The 15,973-nt window shown below is 74.4% G+C and carries 11 protein-coding genes and 2 pseudogenes; 7 read left to right on the top strand and 6 right to left on the bottom strand.

The features are described from left to right. A pseudogene (locus ABZ885_RS23280) lies at positions 1-88 on the top strand (RNA polymerase sigma factor SigF); the annotation flags it as partial. Positions 89-95: 7 nt separating this feature from the next. On the opposite strand, the pseudogene ABZ885_RS23285 reads toward ABZ885_RS23280, so the two are convergent. Next, positions 96-434, bottom strand: a pseudogene (locus tag ABZ885_RS23285) (enoyl-CoA hydratase/isomerase family protein); the annotation flags it as partial. A gap of 153 nt (positions 435-587) precedes the next feature. Here ABZ885_RS23285 and ABZ885_RS23290 point away from each other — a divergent pair. Genes ABZ885_RS23290 through ABZ885_RS23300 form a run of 3 tightly spaced genes read left to right on the top strand, consistent with a single transcriptional unit; the run spans position 588 to position 6,654 of the window. Further along, a complete protein-coding gene (locus ABZ885_RS23290) occupies positions 588-5,624 on the top strand; it encodes a caspase family protein (protein WP_360191789.1) in 5,037 nt (1,678 codons plus the stop codon). Then, positions 5,621-6,025: a hypothetical protein gene (locus tag ABZ885_RS23295; RefSeq protein WP_360191792.1), complete on the top strand. Its 405-nt coding sequence runs from the start codon at positions 5,621-5,623 to the stop codon at positions 6,023-6,025. Before ABZ885_RS23290 ends, ABZ885_RS23295 begins: the two co-directional genes overlap by 4 nt. Continuing rightward, the gene (locus ABZ885_RS23300) at positions 6,022-6,654 is read left to right on the top strand and encodes a hypothetical protein (RefSeq protein ID WP_360191795.1); all 633 of its coding nucleotides are present in this window, start codon (positions 6,022-6,024) and stop codon (positions 6,652-6,654) included. Before ABZ885_RS23295 ends, ABZ885_RS23300 begins: the two co-directional genes overlap by 4 nt. A gap of 131 nt (positions 6,655-6,785) precedes the next feature. Here ABZ885_RS23300 and fahA read toward each other — a convergent pair whose 3' ends face one another. The 5 genes from fahA to ABZ885_RS23325 form a co-directional block, all read right to left on the bottom strand. After that, complete coding sequence (gene fahA / locus ABZ885_RS23305; RefSeq protein WP_360191798.1) at positions 6,786-8,006, bottom strand: fumarylacetoacetase; 1,221 nt, start codon at positions 8,004-8,006, stop codon at positions 6,786-6,788. Beyond that, entirely contained in the window at positions 8,003-8,911 is a 909-nt protein-coding gene (locus ABZ885_RS23310) for a hypothetical protein (protein ID WP_360191801.1), read from the bottom strand. Before ABZ885_RS23310 ends, fahA begins: the two co-directional genes overlap by 4 nt. Then, on the bottom strand, positions 8,908-10,110 hold the full coding sequence (locus ABZ885_RS23315; RefSeq protein ID WP_360191804.1) for a cupin domain-containing protein: 1,203 nt from the start codon (positions 10,108-10,110) through the stop codon (positions 8,908-8,910). Before ABZ885_RS23315 ends, ABZ885_RS23310 begins: the two co-directional genes overlap by 4 nt. 55 nt (positions 10,111-10,165) lie before the next feature. After that, on the bottom strand, positions 10,166-11,380 hold the full coding sequence (gene hppD / locus ABZ885_RS23320; protein ID WP_360191807.1) for a 4-hydroxyphenylpyruvate dioxygenase: 1,215 nt from the start codon (positions 11,378-11,380) through the stop codon (positions 10,166-10,168). Between the two features lie 317 nt (positions 11,381-11,697). Beyond that, positions 11,698-13,035 carry an alpha/beta family hydrolase gene (locus tag ABZ885_RS23325; RefSeq protein WP_360191810.1) on the bottom strand — a complete coding sequence of 446 codons (1,338 nt, stop codon included), beginning with the start codon at positions 13,033-13,035 and terminating at the stop codon, positions 11,698-11,700. A gap of 326 nt (positions 13,036-13,361) precedes the next feature. Between ABZ885_RS23325 and ABZ885_RS23330 the strand changes: the two genes are divergently transcribed. Genes ABZ885_RS23330 through ABZ885_RS23340 form a run of 3 tightly spaced genes read left to right on the top strand, consistent with a single transcriptional unit; the run spans position 13,362 to position 15,785 of the window. Further along, the gene (locus tag ABZ885_RS23330; protein ID WP_360191813.1) at positions 13,362-14,660 is read left to right on the top strand and encodes a sedoheptulose 7-phosphate cyclase; all 1,299 of its coding nucleotides are present in this window, start codon (positions 13,362-13,364) and stop codon (positions 14,658-14,660) included. Next, positions 14,653-15,402: a cupin domain-containing protein gene (locus ABZ885_RS23335; RefSeq protein ID WP_360191816.1), complete on the top strand. Its 750-nt coding sequence runs from the start codon at positions 14,653-14,655 to the stop codon at positions 15,400-15,402. Before ABZ885_RS23330 ends, ABZ885_RS23335 begins: the two co-directional genes overlap by 8 nt. After that, complete coding sequence (locus ABZ885_RS23340) at positions 15,399-15,785, top strand: hypothetical protein (RefSeq protein WP_360191819.1); 387 nt, start codon at positions 15,399-15,401, stop codon at positions 15,783-15,785. Before ABZ885_RS23335 ends, ABZ885_RS23340 begins: the two co-directional genes overlap by 4 nt. The last annotated feature ends 188 nt before the right edge of the window (positions 15,786-15,973 follow it).

Below are 15,973 nucleotides of genomic sequence, written 5' to 3' on the forward strand. Positions count from 1 at the left end.
CAGCGAGGAGGACGTGGTCGAGGGCCTGGCGGTGGGCAACGCGTACACCGCCAGCTCGCTGGACTCCAGCCCCGGCGAGGAGGACGGCGACGGCCGCCGCCCATCGTGATGCCGTCCATCAGCGCGACGTACGGCTTCGGGTAGTCCGCGATCAGCGCGTTGAGCCGGTACTCGTCGCGGAAGAACCTCCGGAAGCCGGCCCCGCCCGCCTTGGCGTCGTCGTGCATCGCGCGGATGTCCGCCCCGGCGCAGAGCCCGCGCTCGCCGGCGCCGGTCAGCACCACGTGCTCCACCGACCCGTCGGCCGCCCACGCCTCCAGCGCCTCGCGGACGGCGCCGATCATGCCGTGCGTCAGCGAGTTGAGCGCCCGCGGGCGGTCCAGCACGACCCGCCCGGCCCGGCCGTCCGTGAATACCCGTACCTCTGCGCTCATCGGGCCCGCTCCCGTCCGTCCGTGTCCGCCATGGCACCGGACTCCCGGTGCCGCCTCCGGACGATCTTCCGGCGCCGACCGCCGTCACCGCAAGGGAGCCCGGCCGGGTGCCATCATGGGACCTTCGCACGGGGTGGGGACCGAGGGGGCGGAATGGACGACGGCCGTGGGGACGGGCCGGCACGCACGGCGCTGCTGATCGGGGTCGGCGACGCCCCCGCCGCCGCGCACTGCCTCCCGTCGCTGGCCGAGCCGGTCACGGCGGACCTCGGCGCCCTGGAAGCGGCCCTGCTCGCCGCCGGCTACGAGGTCGAGACCCTGCGCGACCCCACCCGCAACGCGATCACCGACCGGATCACCGCGGTCTCGCGCACCGCACCGCCCGGCAGCACCCTGCTGCTCCACTACACCGGGCACGGCGTCCGGATCGGCGACTCCGACTACCTGGTGCCCGCCGACGGCCGGGCACCGCAGGACGACCCCGCGGGCTGGGACCAGCCGTACATCACGGAGTCGCTCCTCGACGCCGACATCAGCCGGTACCTAGCCGCCTGTCGGGCCGGCACCGTCCTGTGGCTGATCGACGCCTGCCGCGCGCCCGAAGCCGACGGCGCCTGGGAGTTCGGCACCCGGATCGTCCACGGGCCGCCCGGCGGGGGCTTCGTGGTGGCGACCGGGTGCGAGCCGGGCGGACGCAGCACCTGCACGGAGAACGGCAGCCACTTCACCGGCGCCCTCGCGGAGGCGTTCGGCCCGCTGACCGAGGCGTCCACGGTCGACGAGGTGCTGCAGACCGCCGCACGGCTCACCGGACACCGCAGCAGGCACCGGCAGAGCGTCCGCATCCACTACGGGACGGACCTGGAGGCCCGGACCCGCGCCACCGTGGTGACCAGCGGCCGCCGGCTGCTGGAGTCCTGGCGCGAGGCCGTGACCGAGCCCGCCCTGTGGGCACACGTCCCGCCCGCCGGAGCCGGCAGCGTCCCGGCCTTCCAGGAATGCCTGGCCGCACTCGTGGAGACGGTCGGCCGCCAGGTGGACCACGCGCAACGGCGGATGCCCGACCCCTGGGCCGACGACGACTTCCCGGTGCGGCTGCTGCGCGACCGCCTGCCCCGGCTGCTGCCCAAGGAGACCGAACTCTCCGCACTCGAGGTCACCGCGCTGATCGCCGGCGTCCTCCTGCACGAGGCGGCCCGGGCGGACCGGCTCAGCCAGGCACGCGAGTTCCGCCCGCGGCTCACCCACCACCAGCCGGACGGCGGCGACCACCGCCGGCACTACGAGCAGCTGCTCGACCGCTTCCCGCAGACCGCCGACAAGCTGCGCCACTACGCGTGGTGGGACGGTCCCTCCGACGGCCTCGAAGCCGCGATGCTCTGGCTGGTCCACCGCTGGATCTCCGAGCGGTTCGAGATCGACGAGCACCCGGTGCCCGCGGCCCCGGCCGACTCCTTCGCCGCCGCCCTGCTGGGCGCCGGCAGCCCGGGCACGTCCGGCCGCGCCGAGGAACTCGCGGCCGTCCTCCGCGAGGTCGCCGCGGGCCCCGCGCTCGGTGTGCCGGCGGACGGCCCGCGCCGGCCGTCCACCGACCGCTACGCGGTGCGCGGCGAGACCCACCGGCTCCGGGCCCGCCCGCTCGCCGCCCTGCTCCGCGTCGCCGCGCTGCTGGCGCTCGACGCGCGCGCCCTCCCCGACGTCGTCCTGGAACACCTGGCCGTGTCCGACCCCGTCCACCCGGGCCGGGTGACCGCACTCTTCCGGTCGGACGTGCTCTGGCAGTCCGAGGACGGCGGGCCCGCGGGCGGCACCCTCCACCTGGACGCGCTCTGCCCGCACCCCGCGGTCCACTCCGCACTGGGCACGCTCGTCGAGGACGCGGACGAGACCTCCTGCGCGCTCCGGGAACTCGCCCGGCAGTGGCCCGGCCCGGAAGCCGAGCTGCTGGCGGGCCTGCCGCAGCGCATCACCGACCGCGGCCTGCGGCCCGACGAGAACGGCGGCCGGCGCGCCTACGACGTGCCGCTGCTCCGGTTCTCGCTGGCCCAGACCGAGGTCCGCCGGCTGCTGATGGGCGAGGACCTCTACGACGGCAAGCCCGAACTGGCCCTGCGCGAGCTGTACCAGAACGCGATGGACGCCTGCCGCTACCGGAAGATGCGCGAGACGTACCTGCACGGCCGCGGGCTCAGCACCGGCGGGTGGGACGGCACGATCCGGTTCACGACGGGGGAGGACGCCCGGGGCCGCTGGGTCGAGTGCCGCGACAACGGCGTCGGCATGACGGTCGACCAGCTGAAGAGCACCTTCACCCGGGCCGGCAGCCGTTTCGAGCAGTCGCGGGAGTTCCGGTGGGAACAGGCGGCCTGGCTCCGGCACGACCGCTCGCTGCGGCTCTACCCCAACAGCCGGTTCGGCATCGGCGTCTTCAGCTACTTCATGCTGGCGGACGAGATGACGGTCGTCACCCGCCCGGTCGGTCCCGACGGCCGCCCGGGGCCGAAGGCGCTCCGGGTCGAGATCCCCGGCAGCGGCAGCCTGTTCCGCATCCAGGAGGTCGACGGCACCGCCGGAGAGGCGCTCCCCGGCGGGGGCACGGCCGTGCGGCTCTACCTCAAGCGCCCCCGCCTGCTGCGCGGAGACGCCGTCCTGAACCTGCTGCGCTCGCTGGTCCACGTGAGCGAGTTCCGGCTGGAGGTGACGGACGGGGCCGGAACGGTCCACGGGTGGGAACCGGGGGTCCTCCGGTCCGGCGGCCTGATCGAGGCGGGAACGGCGGTGGAGGCGGTACCGGGGACCCTGTGGTGGGTCCACGGGAAAGGCGCCGTCCTCTGCGACGGAATCGCCGCCGACAAGCGCCCGTTCGGCTACGTGCTCAACCTCACCGGCCCGAACGCCGCCCGGCTGAGCGTCAACCGGCAGAAGATCGAGGCGTACGACCTCGGCTGGGAGGCCGGGCAGTGGCGCCTGGGAGCCGCCGCCCTGGCCGGCTGGCCGGCCCTGGACCTCGACTGGCTCCACGAGCTCGAGGCTGCCAACCTGCGCGCAGCGCGGACGGTCTGGGGCGAGCTGCGCGGCCAGGGCATACAGGTCAAGGACGCGCACGGCACGACCTCCTCCCTCGACGAGGTCGGCTGGTTCACCACCGAGGGCATCCGTGTCGCTGACCTGCCGCATCACGTGCGTACCTGGCGGGCCAGGGCTCTGGGCATGGAGCCGGGGAGCTATCCGGGCAAGCGTGATGCCGCGCCGACGTCCATCGAGGGCTACCCGGTTCCGGAGCCGGGCTGCGCCGCCGCCGCTGTACGGGTCGACGAGGACTGGCGCTCCGTGGTGCGTGTGGCCCACGAACAGGACCGCACGGTCGCCGAAGTCCTCGGCGCGGTCCGCGGCCTGCGGATCATTCACCCCTCGTTGGCGGTGCCGGCCGTCCGTGCGGGGGACTTCCACTGGATCCCCGACTACCTGGACCGGTCCATCCTGATCGGCCTGAGCCCGAGAGACCCAGGGTTCGCCGTCGAGAGAGGCAATGACTACCGCCATGCCCCCCAGGACCTGCGAGGTCTCGTCCGGGCGTCCGCCGGACGGAGTGACCCGCTCGGACAGCTGGCGGAACACTGCGCCCGCTACGCCCCCTTCCTGCACAAGCCCCTCGGAGAGGCGCCCGAGCACCACCGGGACCACGTCTGCGCCGAGAGCGAGCTGGCGCTGCTGTACGTCCACAGGGACGGCCGTGACTGGCGTCCGGTGGCGGGCGCGTGGGACGTCGCGGAGGTCTGCGACACGCTCGGCATCGCCGCGGCGGAGGCCTCGCAGCGGCTGGCCCGCTTCGCCTGGCTGGGCTGGCACACCCCGGACCCGGAGATGGTCGACCGGTGGCGGGCCCTGCCGTCCGATCTGCGCGGCATCCTCAAGGACTACCGCGTGCGAGCGGACGACGGTCGCCAGGAGGTGCCCTGGGCGGCCACCATCGGCCTCGCCGCCGAGTGGGAGATCCCGCTGACCGAGGCGGACAGGGTCCTGGCGGACATCGCCGGCCACCTCGGCCTCTCTCACCGGCGGAAGTACTCCGACGGCTGCCCCGGGTACGAGCTCATGCCCGAGTCCGGCACCGCGGAGCTCGCCTTGGCGCTCCACCGGGTCGGCATCCGGCTGGAGAACGGAGTCTCGCTCCGCGACCTGGCCTTCGGCCTCCCCGACAGGACGTCGTGGGACGAGGCGGCCTTCGCCGTGGACGAGCTGCGCGAGGCGGGGGTGAACCTCCCCGATGCCGGGCAGCTTCTGACGGCCTGGGACGACCTGCCGGTGCCGAGCCGCTATGCGTTCTCCGGCCGCGACCCCTCGTTCTCCGGTGCGGACTACCCGGTGCCGCCGTCCCCGGCCGTGCTGTTCACCGGCAGCAGCGCGCTGCAGGACGGTCTGTCGTACCTCTGGGACACGGCGCGCAGGGACGTCCGACGGCTCGGCCTGCCGGCGGAACTCGCGCCGCCACCGCTGCCGACCGCCCTGAAGGACTTCCGTCCGACCAGGGCGCAGGTCGCGGCGCTCGTCGACCTGGGCGAGGAGGACGACGAGTTGGACGGGGAGTGGTTCGAGAGCCCGACGTGGGCGCCGCTGACGGCCACGCGGTTGAGCGTCTACGCCCACGACCGGCACCTCGGCCCGCGCGCCGCCTACGGAGAGCTGGCGCCGCTGCGCGGGATCGGGGCACTGGTGCCCGAGCTCGCGCCGGACGTCCTCGCCGGGCTGCCCGACGCCGTGCCGACCGCCCGCGACCTCCTGGCGGCCGGCAAGGAGTACCGGGTGTCCGAGCCCGGTGGGCCGCTGGTCCCGCTGGACCTGGTGAGCATCGCCGGACGACTCGGCGAGCCGCTCGCCCGCACCTGGCGGCGGATCGCCCCGTACCTGCCGCTGGAGGCGGCGCCGCCGCAGATCGACGCCGACCGTGTGCCGGACGTGCTGCCGCTCTGGCAGGACCTGGCGGTCCTCTCCGAGGGCCTGGACGGCCGGCTCCCCGCCGCGGGCCGACAGGTCACGCCCGAGCGGCTGGCGTTCGCCGCCGACGGGGTCGGGGAGTCGGCCGGCTGGGTGCGGGCCCGGCTCGCGCAGTACGCCGACCTGTTCGGGCTGGAGCTGCCTCCCGCGGCCGGCCCCGAGGACGAAACCGATACCGAGGAGGAGCAGCAGTGACCTCACCCCTGCCATCCGCGTCACCCCCGCCGACCCAGCCGTCCCCGCCGGCCCCGTCGGCCCCGGCGCACGAGCATGCGCTGGCCTACGCGGAGGATGACCTCGGCGAGACCCCGGCCGCCGGCTTCTCGCAGCAGCCGTCCCCGGACGGCCGCGCGGTGGTGGTGGAGGGCACCTGCCCGCGCTGCCACGGACACACCGTCACCCGGTTCCCCCTCGGCCTGCCGGGCACCGGCACGAAGGGCCTGTTCGACGTGCTGACCGGGCGCGGCGCTGCGGCCGCCGACGAGGACCCGCTGGCCGGTGAGGTGCACTTCTGCGAGTGCGGGCACGCGCACCCGCAGCTTCCGGCGGACGCCGTGTTCGTCGGCTGCGGAGCGAGCTGGCGGATCAAGCCGTGAGCGCGCGTTCCGACCGCAGGTGGGCCGAGCTCGCCCGGGAACTGGAGTTCACCCGGCTGCCGGAACTGCGCCGCCAGGCCGAGGGCTGGCGCAACGGGCTGGCCGGCCTCACCGCCCTGCTGGCCGTCCTCGGCCTGCTGAAGGGGCGCGACAGTCTGGACGACCTGCCCGCGTGGGCGCGCACCACCGCGACCGGCCTGCTGGTCTCGGCGTTCCTGCTGCTGCTGGCGGGCTCGCTGCTGGCGGTCCGGGCCGCACACGGGGTACCGGGACCGGAGATCGTCCTCGGAGGGCAGGCGCTCCGCCGGTGGACCGAGGCCGAGGCCACCCGGGTGACCCGTGCACTCGCCAGGGCCGCCGTCTGCTGCGGCCTCGGGCTTCTGCTGGTCGTGGGCGCGCTCGCGCTGGCGTGGAGCGCCACGGAGCCCGCGGCGAAGCACCTGGTGCGGCTGCGCACGGTGACCGGGGAGGTGTGCGGTGAACTGCTCTCCGCGGACCCGCAGCGGATCGTCGTGCGCGGCACGGACGGCGGGGCGGACGGCGGGGCGGACGGCGGGGCGGCGGGGACCGCGGTCCCGCAGGCTTCGCTGGTGAGCATGGAGCCGGTCGCCTCCTGCCCAGGCGGCTGACACCCGCTGGCGCCCGCTGACGCGCCCGGCAGACGCCGCTGACGCCCCCGGCAGACGCGTGGTGCCGGCCACCACCAGGGCAGCCGGCACCACACGACACCGAACGAACGGGGCCTACGAGCCGAACGGGGTCACGGCACGACCCGGCCGGTCACCTCGCCGAAGCCGATCACCGTGCCGTCGATGCCCGGGGCGGTGGCGGTGATGGTGACCTCGTCACCGTCCTCCAGGAAGGTGCGCGCGCTGCCGTCGGCCAGCTTGAGCGGCTCCTCACCGTTCCAGGTGAGCTCGATCAGCGCACCCCGGGTGTCCGCCTCCGGACCGCTGACGGTGCCCGAGGCGAAGAAGTCCCCGGTGCGCAGCGAGGCGCCGTTGGCGGTCATGTGGGTGAGCTGCTGCGCCGCCGTCCAGTACATCGTGGCGAACGGCGGCCGGGAGACCGGGTGGCCGTTCAGGCGGATCTCCATCGCGAGGTCCAGGCCCCAGGGCTCGCCGTTCCGGTCGTCCAGGTAGGGCAGCGGCTCGACGTCCCGGGCCGGCGGGGTGACCCGCGCGTGCTCGAGGGCGTCCAGCGGCACGATCCACGGCGAGACCGAGGTGGCGAAGGACTTGCCGAGGAACGGGCCGAGCGGCACGTACTCCCAGGCCTGGATGTCGCGCGCGGACCAGTCGTTGACCAGGCAGACGCCGAACACGTGCTCGCGGAAGGCGTCCAGGGTGACCGGGGTGCCGAGGGTCGACGGGGTTCCGACGACGAAGCCGACCTCCGCCTCGATGTCCAGGCGGCGGGTCGGGCCGAAGGACGGCACCGCGTCGGCCGGCGCTTTGCGCTGCCCGTGCGGGCGGACCACCGGGGTGCCGGAGACCACCACCGTGCCGGCCCGGCCGTGGTAACCGATCGGCAGGTGCTTCCAGTTGGGGGTGAGCGGGTCCGAGCCGGGGCGGAAGATCCGGCCCAGGTTGGTGGCGTGGTGCTCGGAGGCGTAGAAGTCGACGTAGTCGGCGACCTCGAACGGCAGGTGCAGCTCGACCTCGGCCACCGGCAGCAGCAGCGGCGAGAGCGCGTCCCGGAAGGACTCGTCGGTGAGCCAGCGGGTCAGCGCGGTGCGGACCTCGGTCCAGACCGGACGGCCCGCGCCCAGCAGCGGGTTGAGCGTGTCGGCGTCCAGCAGGACGGACGGTTCCCCGGCGGCGCGGGCGGCGGCCCCGGCGTCGAGGACGAACTCCCCGATCCGGACGCCGATCCGGCGCCGGCCCGGCCGGTCGGCCGCGGTGAAGACGCCGTACGGCAGGTTGTGCACGCCGAACGGCGAGTCCTGGGCGCTGGCGAGCCAGCTGCGGGGGGTGGTCAACGGTCCTCCTGGGAGAGCTGGTCGGGCGACAGCAGGCCGAGGGCGGCCAGGTCGTCCAGGGGTTCGGCGATGCTGCAGGTGCCGAACGCGGTGAACGAGTTCCGGATCACCGTAACCTGATGCCCGGTCAGCTCGCGGACCGCCTTGGCCAGGACCTCGCCCGAACGCTCCGCCAGCACCTCGGCGGCGGCCGCGCGGTCGGTCTCCTGGGCGGCCAGCAGCACGTTCAGGAAGCCGTGGTGCTCGAATCCGGTGACCGGGTCGGTGTGCCGGACGGCGTGGTGCAGGCCGGCGGTGCACTTGTACGGCAGTCCGCGCTGCGCGCAGCCGGTGAGGAAGCCGGCCAGCTCCTCCTCGCCGGGGAAGGCGCCGGCCACCACCCCGCCGGTGCGGAACTTGGCCCGGTACGGGCTGTCGACCAGCACGTCCAGCGCCTCGTCCAGGGCGTCGCCGTGCAACAGTTCGCGCGGCAGTTCGACGGCGGCCGGGACGTCCGGCGGCAGCAGCAGGTCGAGCGCGGCCACCGCCTCGCGGGCGTCCCGGGTGGCGAGTTCGACGCCGGCCACCTCGAACGGTGCGGCGGCGGCGAGTGCCGGGCCGAGCTCGGCACTGCCCCCCGGCAGGACGAGCCCGACCCGGAGGCCGGCGTCGGCGACGCCGGACAGTTCGCCCAGCCGGCCCGCTCCGCAGAGGAACGGGCCGACCGCGGCGGCGTACCACGCGGAGCGGTGCGCGCGGTGCGCCGGTACCGCCTCGGCGACCGGCAGGTTCCCCGGCGGGAACACGGCGGCGTCGTCGAAGAGGCCTTGGAAGAGCACGGGGATTCCCGTGCTGCGGGCTCCGGCGCCGGACGCGGCGAGCGCGCCGGACTGGCCGGAAGCGCCGGACGGGGGGACGGTGCTCACCGCTGCGGCCCCCGGCCCGCCCAGGTCCAGGCGTAGTTGGAGTCCTCGCTGGCCCGGCCGCCCTCGCCCAGCTCCAGCGGTCGGAAGGTGTCCACCATGACGGCGAGCTCGTCGAAGAACTCCACGCCGATGCTGCGCTCGTACGCGCCCGGCTGCGGGCCGTGGGTGTGGCCGCCCGGGTGCAGGGAGATGGAACCCTGGCCGATCCCGGAGCCCTTGCGGGCCGCGTAGTCGCCGCCGCAGTAGAACATGACCTCGTCGCTGTCCACGTTGGAGTGGTAGTACGGGACGGGGATCGACAGCGGGTGGTAGTCCACCTTGCGGGGCACGAAGTTGCAGATCACGAACCCGTTGCCCTCGAACACCTGGTGCGCGGGCGGCGGCTGGTGGATCCGGCCGGTGATCGGCTCGTAGTCCCGGATGTTGAACGCGTACGGGTAGAGGCAGCCGTCCCAGCCGACCACGTCGAACGGGTGGTGCGGCACGGTGTACCGGGTGCCCGAAATCCCGTTCGGGCCACGGTGCTTGACCAGCACGTCGACGTCGCCGGCGTCGTCCACCAGCAGCGGGCCGACCGGGCCGCGCAGGTCCCGCTCGCAGTACGGCGCGTGCTCCAGCAGCTGCCCGTACTTGGACAGGAAGCGCTTCACCGGGGTGATGTGGCTGTTCGCCTCGATGCAGTAGGCGCGCAGCGGCTCGTCACCGGAGGGCACCCAGCGGTGCGTGGTGGCGCGCGGGATGACCACGTAGTCGCCCTGGCCGACCTCGATCGAGCCGAAGACCGTCTCCACCGTGCCCGCGCCGGACTCCACGTACACGCACTCGTCGCCGAGTCCGTTGCGGTAGAGCTCGCTCGGGGCCCCGGCGGCGACGTACGAGATCCGCACGTCGCCGTTGCCGAGGACCAGACGGCGGCCGGTCACGACGTCCGCGGACTTCCACTCCTGGCCCGCGAACAGCTCGTGCAGCTTGAGGTGGCGGGGGAGCAGGGGATGGTTGGGCACCGTCGACTGGTCCGGCAGCTCCCACGGCACCGCGTCGACGACGGCCGACGGGATGCCCCGGTGGTAGAGCAGCGAGGAGTCCGAGGAGAACCCCTCCTCGCCCATCAACTCCTCGTAGTACAGCCCGCCTTCGGGTGTGCGGTGCTGGGTGTGCCGCTTGGGCGGGATGCTGCCCAGCTGCCGGTAGTACGCCATCTCCCTGCTCCTCCTCGACCGTGCTCAGCCGACCGTGCTCACAGTTCCCCGACGCTCACAGGTTGCCGCGGGCGTCCTGCTCGCGCTCGATCGCCTCGAACAGCGCCTTGAAGTTGCCCTTGCCGAAGCCCAGCGAACCGTGCCGCTCGATGAACTCGTAGAACACGGTGGGCCGGTCGCCGATCGGCTTGGTGAAGATCTGCAGCAGGTAGCCGTCCTCGTCGCGGTCGACCAGGATGCCGCGCTTCTTCAGCTCGTCGATCTCGACCCGGACCTTGCCGATCCGCTCCCGCAGCTCCGGGTCGTCGTAGTACGAGTCCGGGGTGTTGAGGAACTCCACGCCGCGCGAACGCAGCACGTCCACGGTGGTGAGGATGTCGTTGGTGGCGAGCGCCATGTGCTGGCAGCCGGGGCCGGTGTAGAACTCGAGGTACTCGTCGATCTGCGACTTCTTCTTGGCGATGGCCGGCTCGTTGAGCGGGAACTTCACCCGGTGGTTGCCGCTGGCGACGACCTTGGACATCAGGGCGGAGTAGTCGGTGGCGATGTCGTCGCCGACGAACTCGGCCATGTTCACGAAGCCCATGACCCGGTTGTAGAACGAGACCCACTCGTCCATCTTGCCGAGCTCGACGTTGCCGACCGCGTGGTCGAGGGCCTGGAACAGGCGCTTCGGCGAGCCCGCCGGGTGCTTGACCTTGCTCTCGGCGGCGATGTAGCCCGGCAGGTAGGGGCCGTGGTAGCGGGAGCGGTCGATCAGGGTGTGCCGGGTCTCGCCGTAGGTGGCGATCGCCGCGCGGCGCACGGTGCCGTTCTCGTCCGAGACGTCGTTCGGCTCCTCCAGGACGGTGGCGCCGGTCGCACGGGCGTGCTCGATGCACTTGTCGACGTCCGGGACCTCCAGGGCCAGGTCGACGACGCCGTCGCCGTGCCGGCGGTGGTGGTCCAGCAGCGGGCTGTCCGGCAGGACGCCGCCCTTGATCACGAAGCGGCAGGAGCCGGAGCGGAGGACGAAGGCCTTGCGGTCGCGGCGGCCGGTCTCCGGGCCGGAGTAGGCGACCAGCTCCATGCCGAACACGGCCTGGTAGAACTGCGCCGTCTGGGTGGCGTTGCCGACCACGAAGACGACCGCGTCCTGGGCGGTCACGGGGAACGGGTCGGTGGCCGGGTCGTGCTCGACGAGGCCGACGAGGCGGCGCAGCTGGTCGGCGTCGAGGCCGGCCTCGCGCTCCTCGGGGGTCAGCTCAAGGGCGTGGGACTGCGGGGTCATCGGTCGTTCCTCCACTTTGGGCCTCGGCTCTGAGGCGTCCGCTTGAGGCGGCCGCGCCGCAACGGGGTGGGCGGCGGTGCGGCTGAGCGGAGAGCTTGCTCCTGTCGGGCTGGTTGGGCAACAGGTCGGGATTTCACTGTTCAATGTGTACAAGCTGGTCAGAAAATCCCGGATCCGGCTGCACAAATTGTGCGGCCGAGGGGGCGGCGTCGCAGGTCAGCCCGGGGGTGGGCCTGCGGGCGACACGGCCCGGGTCGTCGGTCGCGTCGTCGGTCCTGGTCGTCGGTCCTGGTCGTCGGTCGGGTCGTCGGTCCTGGTCACGTCGGCTCGCCGGTGGTGCCCGGTCCGGGGTCCGGGAGGTACTGCAGGAACCAGTCGCGGGCCAGCTCGGAGACCCGGTCCAGGGTGCCCGGCTCCTCGAACAGGTGGCCCGCGTGCGGCACTACCGCCAGTTCACTCTCGCAGCGCAGGCGGCTCCGCGCCTGCCGGTTCAGGTCGATCACGACGCCGTCCCGGCCGCCGACCACCAGCAGCGTCGGCGCGGTGACCTCGGCCAGCCGTTCCGGACCGGCGAGATCGGGCCGGCCGCCCCGGGACACCACGGCGCGCACCGCCCCGCCCAGCCGGGCGGCCGTCCAGAGCGCGGCGGCGGCCCCGGTACTGGCGCCGAACAGCCCGACCGGGAGGTCACGGACCTCCGGGTGGCCCGGGAGGTGCTGCGCGACGGCGGTGAGGCGGGCACCGAGCAGGCCGACGTCGAAGACGTTGCGCCGGTCCGGCTCCTCGGCCTCGGTGAGCAGGTCGAAGAGCAGCGTCGCCAGGCCCGACCGGTTGAGGTGTTCGGCCACGTGGCGGTTGCGCGGACTGTGCCGGCTGCTGCCGCTGCCGTGCGCGAACACCACCACGCCCACCGCCCCCGCCGGGACGGTCAGCCGGCCCGCCAGCCGGACGCCGGCGGCCGGGACGGTCAGCTCACGGTCCACCTCGGCGGGGACGCGGGTCCGCTCGCCGTGGGCCTCGGCGAGCAGCCGCAGCACCTCGTCGTCGCCGGTCTGCGAGAAGTCGCTGTAGAACTCGCCGATCGCGAAGAACGGCGACGGCGTACCCACGCAGACCAGCTCGTCGGCGACCCCGTAGAGCCGCTCGGTCCAGTCCCGGGGCGCCACCGGGACGGCCAGGACCACCCGGGCCGCGCCCCTGGCCCGGACGATCAGGCAGGCCGCCCGGGCGGTGGAGCCGGTCGCGATGCCGTCGTCGACCACGACCACGTCCCGGCCGCGCAGGTCGGCGGGCGGACGGCCGCCCCGGTAACGGCGGGCCCGCCGCTCCAGCTCGGCGCGCTCCTGCCGCTCCACCCGGGCGAGCTGCTCGTCGGTGATGCCGGCGATCCGCATCACCTGGTCGTTCAGCACCCGGACGCCGTCCTCGCCGATCGCGCCCATGCCCAGCTCGGGCTGGTAGGGCACGCCGAGCTTGCGGATCACGCAGATGTCGAGCGGGGCGTCGAGCTCGGCCGCCACCTCGGCGGCCACCGGGACGCCGCCGCGCGGCAGCGCGACCACGACGGTGCCGGGGCCGCGCAGGTGGCCCAGGTGAGCGGCCAGCCGGCGGCCGGCCTCGGTGCGGTTGGCGAAGTGGGTACCGGTGACGTGCATGGCGCGGCCTCCGAGTTCCACCGTACGTCGGCCGTCCGCCGGCCGGGCGGGGGTGGGGCGAGGGCCGGGCGGGGGCGGGTCGCGCCGGGGGCGGGGGCCGGGGGCCGGGGTGCGGTCGAGGTGAGGCTGGGGCGGGCTCTGCGCCGGGGCCGTGTGGGCGCCCGGGCCCGCGGCGGGGCCGGGACGTGGATGGGCCCGGCCGCCCGTGCGTCCGGGACAGCGGGCGCCGGAACGTGGTGGTCACATCGCCGGGCGGCACCGGCCCCCGGTCCGGCCCGCCCGGTCAGGCACGGCCGGCCCCGGCATCCGAGCAGAAGGAGCCACGCGTGACCATCCCCAGCCCGCACCACCCGCACGCCGCACCCACAGGCCCCGGCGGCTCCGCCCTCGCCGACGGCCCCGTCGGCCACGGCCTGTACGCCACCGGCGATCCGGTCACCGGCTGGACGGTCGCCACCGCGCTGCCCGTCCGCTACCAGGTCCGCTTCGTCCCCGGCGTGCTGGAGCCGGGCGATCCCGCCCTGGCCCGGGCCGGCGGGCCGCCCGGCCGACGGCTGGTCGTCGTCGAGGCCCGCGTCCACGAGCTGTACGGCGACCGGCTCCACCACTACTTCCTCGCCCAGGGCGTCGAGTACGAGACGCTGGTCCTGCCCGCGCACGAGCAGGTGAAGACCATGGACTCGGTGTTCCGGGTCGCCGACCGGATGGACTCCTTCGGCATCTCCCGGCGCGGCGAACCCGTGATCGCGATCGGCGGCGGCGTCCTGACCGACGTCGTCGGCCTCGCCTGCAGCCTCTACCGGCGCTCGACGCCGTTCGTCCGGGTGCCGACCACGCTGATCGGCCTGGTCGACGCGGGCGTCGGCGCCAAGACCGGCGTCAACCACGGCCGGCACAAGAACCGGCTCGGCACCTACCACCCGGCCGTCGACACCCTGCTCGACCCGGCCTTCCTCGCCACCCTGGACCGCCGGCACCTCGGGAACGGGCTCGCCGAGATCCTCAAGGTCGCGCTGATCAAGGACCGCAGGCTGTTCGAGCTCCTCGACGCGCACGGCCGCGAGCTGCTGGACGAACGGTTCCAGGGTCCGCACGACGGTACCGAGGTGCTGACCAGGGCGGTCGGCGGCATGCTCCAGGAACTGCAGCCCAACCTCTGGGAGCACCGCCTGGAGCGGCTGATGGACTACGGCCACTCGTTCAGCCCGACGGTCGAGATGCGCGCGCTGCCCGAACTCCTGCACGGCGAGGCGGTCTGCGTCGACATGGCGCTCACCACGGTGGTCGCCGAGCGGCGCGGACTGCTCGACGCGGAGCAGGCCGAGCGGATCCTCCGGCTGATGGGGCGGCTCGAACTGCCCGTCTGGCACCCGCTGATCGAGCCGGCGACGCTCGGCGAGGCGCTCGCCGACACGGTCCGCCACCGCGACGGCCGGCAGCGGCTGCCACTGCCGTCGGGGATCGGCGCAGGCGTGTTCGTCGACGACCTGACGGACCGTGAGCTCGCCTATGCGGCGCGGGTGTTGCGCCAGTGGTCGGCCGCGGTGCCGGCGCCGCGCGGACAGGCGGCAGGCGGCAAGCGCGACGGCCGTGGCGGCCTGGAGGGACGTGAGGTCCGTGCGTAGCGCGGTCGTGGTGGCGGACACCGGCTCGCCGGCGGACGTCTACGGTGTGCACGGCGCGGCCGGGGTCACCCAGTGGGCCTGCCTGGCCCGCCGCGCCGGGCTCACCGGGGCCTGGGAGGCCGTCGAATGGGCGCGCATCCCGGCCGGCGGGGTCAGCGGGGAACACCTCCACACCCGCACGCGGGAGGTCTACGTGCTGCTCGTCGGGCACGGCGAGATCACCCTCGACGGCCGCCCGTACGCCGTCGGCGCCGGTGATGCGGTGCTGACGGCCGTCGGCACCCGGCACGGCCTGCGCAACCTCGGGGCGGACGCGCTGGAGTGGCTGGTGATCGAGCTGCCCGCGGCGGACGGCCCCACCCCGGTCGGCAGCACCGTGATCCGCGAGCTGCGGCGGACCGGCCCGGTGGACCCGTCCGCCGTCATCGGCGGCCCGCTGCGCCTTCTGCGTGTAGCCCGGCTGGACCCCGGCGAGCGGACCGGCCACGCCGCCGACGGCGTCGAGCACACGCTCTTCGTCACGGCCGGCGGCGGCCGGGCCGCCGCCGGGGCGGTGCGGCTGCCGCTGCGACCGGGGACGGCGATCACCCTGCCCCTGGGCAGCAAGGTGGACCTGGCGGCCGGCCCCGAGGGGCTCGAGTACGTGCATGCGGAGCTGGACGTGGCGGGGGCGGGGGCGGGGGCACCGGCGCCGGGGGCGTCGGTGTCGCGTGCCGGGGTGGCGGGAGGTGGTTCGCGATGATCGTCGCCAGCGCCGCCCGGCCCCAGCTGCTGCTCGGGCCGGGCAACCAGCGCATCCGCACCCGCTGCCTGGTCCGCCGCGGCATGCTCCACAGCGAGTGCGAGTCGGTCGACCACATCCGGCTCGGCCCGGGCACCTGCTACGACCTCACCGGACGCGACGGCACCGAGGCCGCCTGGTACGTGCTCCGGGGGACGGTCACAGTGATCGACTGCCCCGAACAGCCGCACCGCCCACTCGGGCGAGGTGCCCTGCTGCTCGCCCCGCGCGGGCAGGACGTCCACCTGCACGGCGGACCGCTCGGCACGGAGCTGCTGTGCGTCACCGTCCTGCCGGCGGAGGTGAGCGGCAGGCTGCCGGCTCGCCGGCCGGAGGTGGGGTGACCGGGGGCGGAGAGTCGGCGACTGACTGACGGCCACACGCGAACAGATGTCAGCGAACAGATGACAGATGACAACTTTCATCATCTGTCATCTGTTCGCTGACATCTGTTTCCCGTCGGTCCCGTCGGTCCCCGCCCGTCCCCGCCCGTCCCCGCCCGTCCCGGTCGGTCCCGGCGCGCACCGGGACC

This window comes from Kitasatospora sp. NPDC047058, from assembly GCF_040643935.1.
Lineage (GTDB): Bacteria > Actinomycetota > Actinomycetes > Streptomycetales > Streptomycetaceae > Kitasatospora.

What these genes read in the sequence shown, in the direction of transcription:
- ABZ885_RS23290 (WP_360191789.1), top strand. Translation starts at nt 588, where the DNA reads ATGGACGACGGCCGTGGGGACGGGCCGGCACGCACGGCGCTGCTGATC.
- ABZ885_RS23315 (WP_360191804.1), bottom strand. Translation starts at nt 10,110, where the DNA reads ATGGCGTACTACCGGCAGCTGGGCAGCATCCCGCCCAAGCGGCACACC.
- hppD (WP_360191807.1), bottom strand. Translation starts at nt 11,380, where the DNA reads ATGACCCCGCAGTCCCACGCCCTTGAGCTGACCCCCGAGGAGCGCGAG.
- ABZ885_RS23325 (WP_360191810.1), bottom strand. Translation starts at nt 13,035, where the DNA reads ATGCACGTCACCGGTACCCACTTCGCCAACCGCACCGAGGCCGGCCGC.
- ABZ885_RS23340 (WP_360191819.1), top strand. Translation starts at nt 15,399, where the DNA reads ATGATCGTCGCCAGCGCCGCCCGGCCCCAGCTGCTGCTCGGGCCGGGC.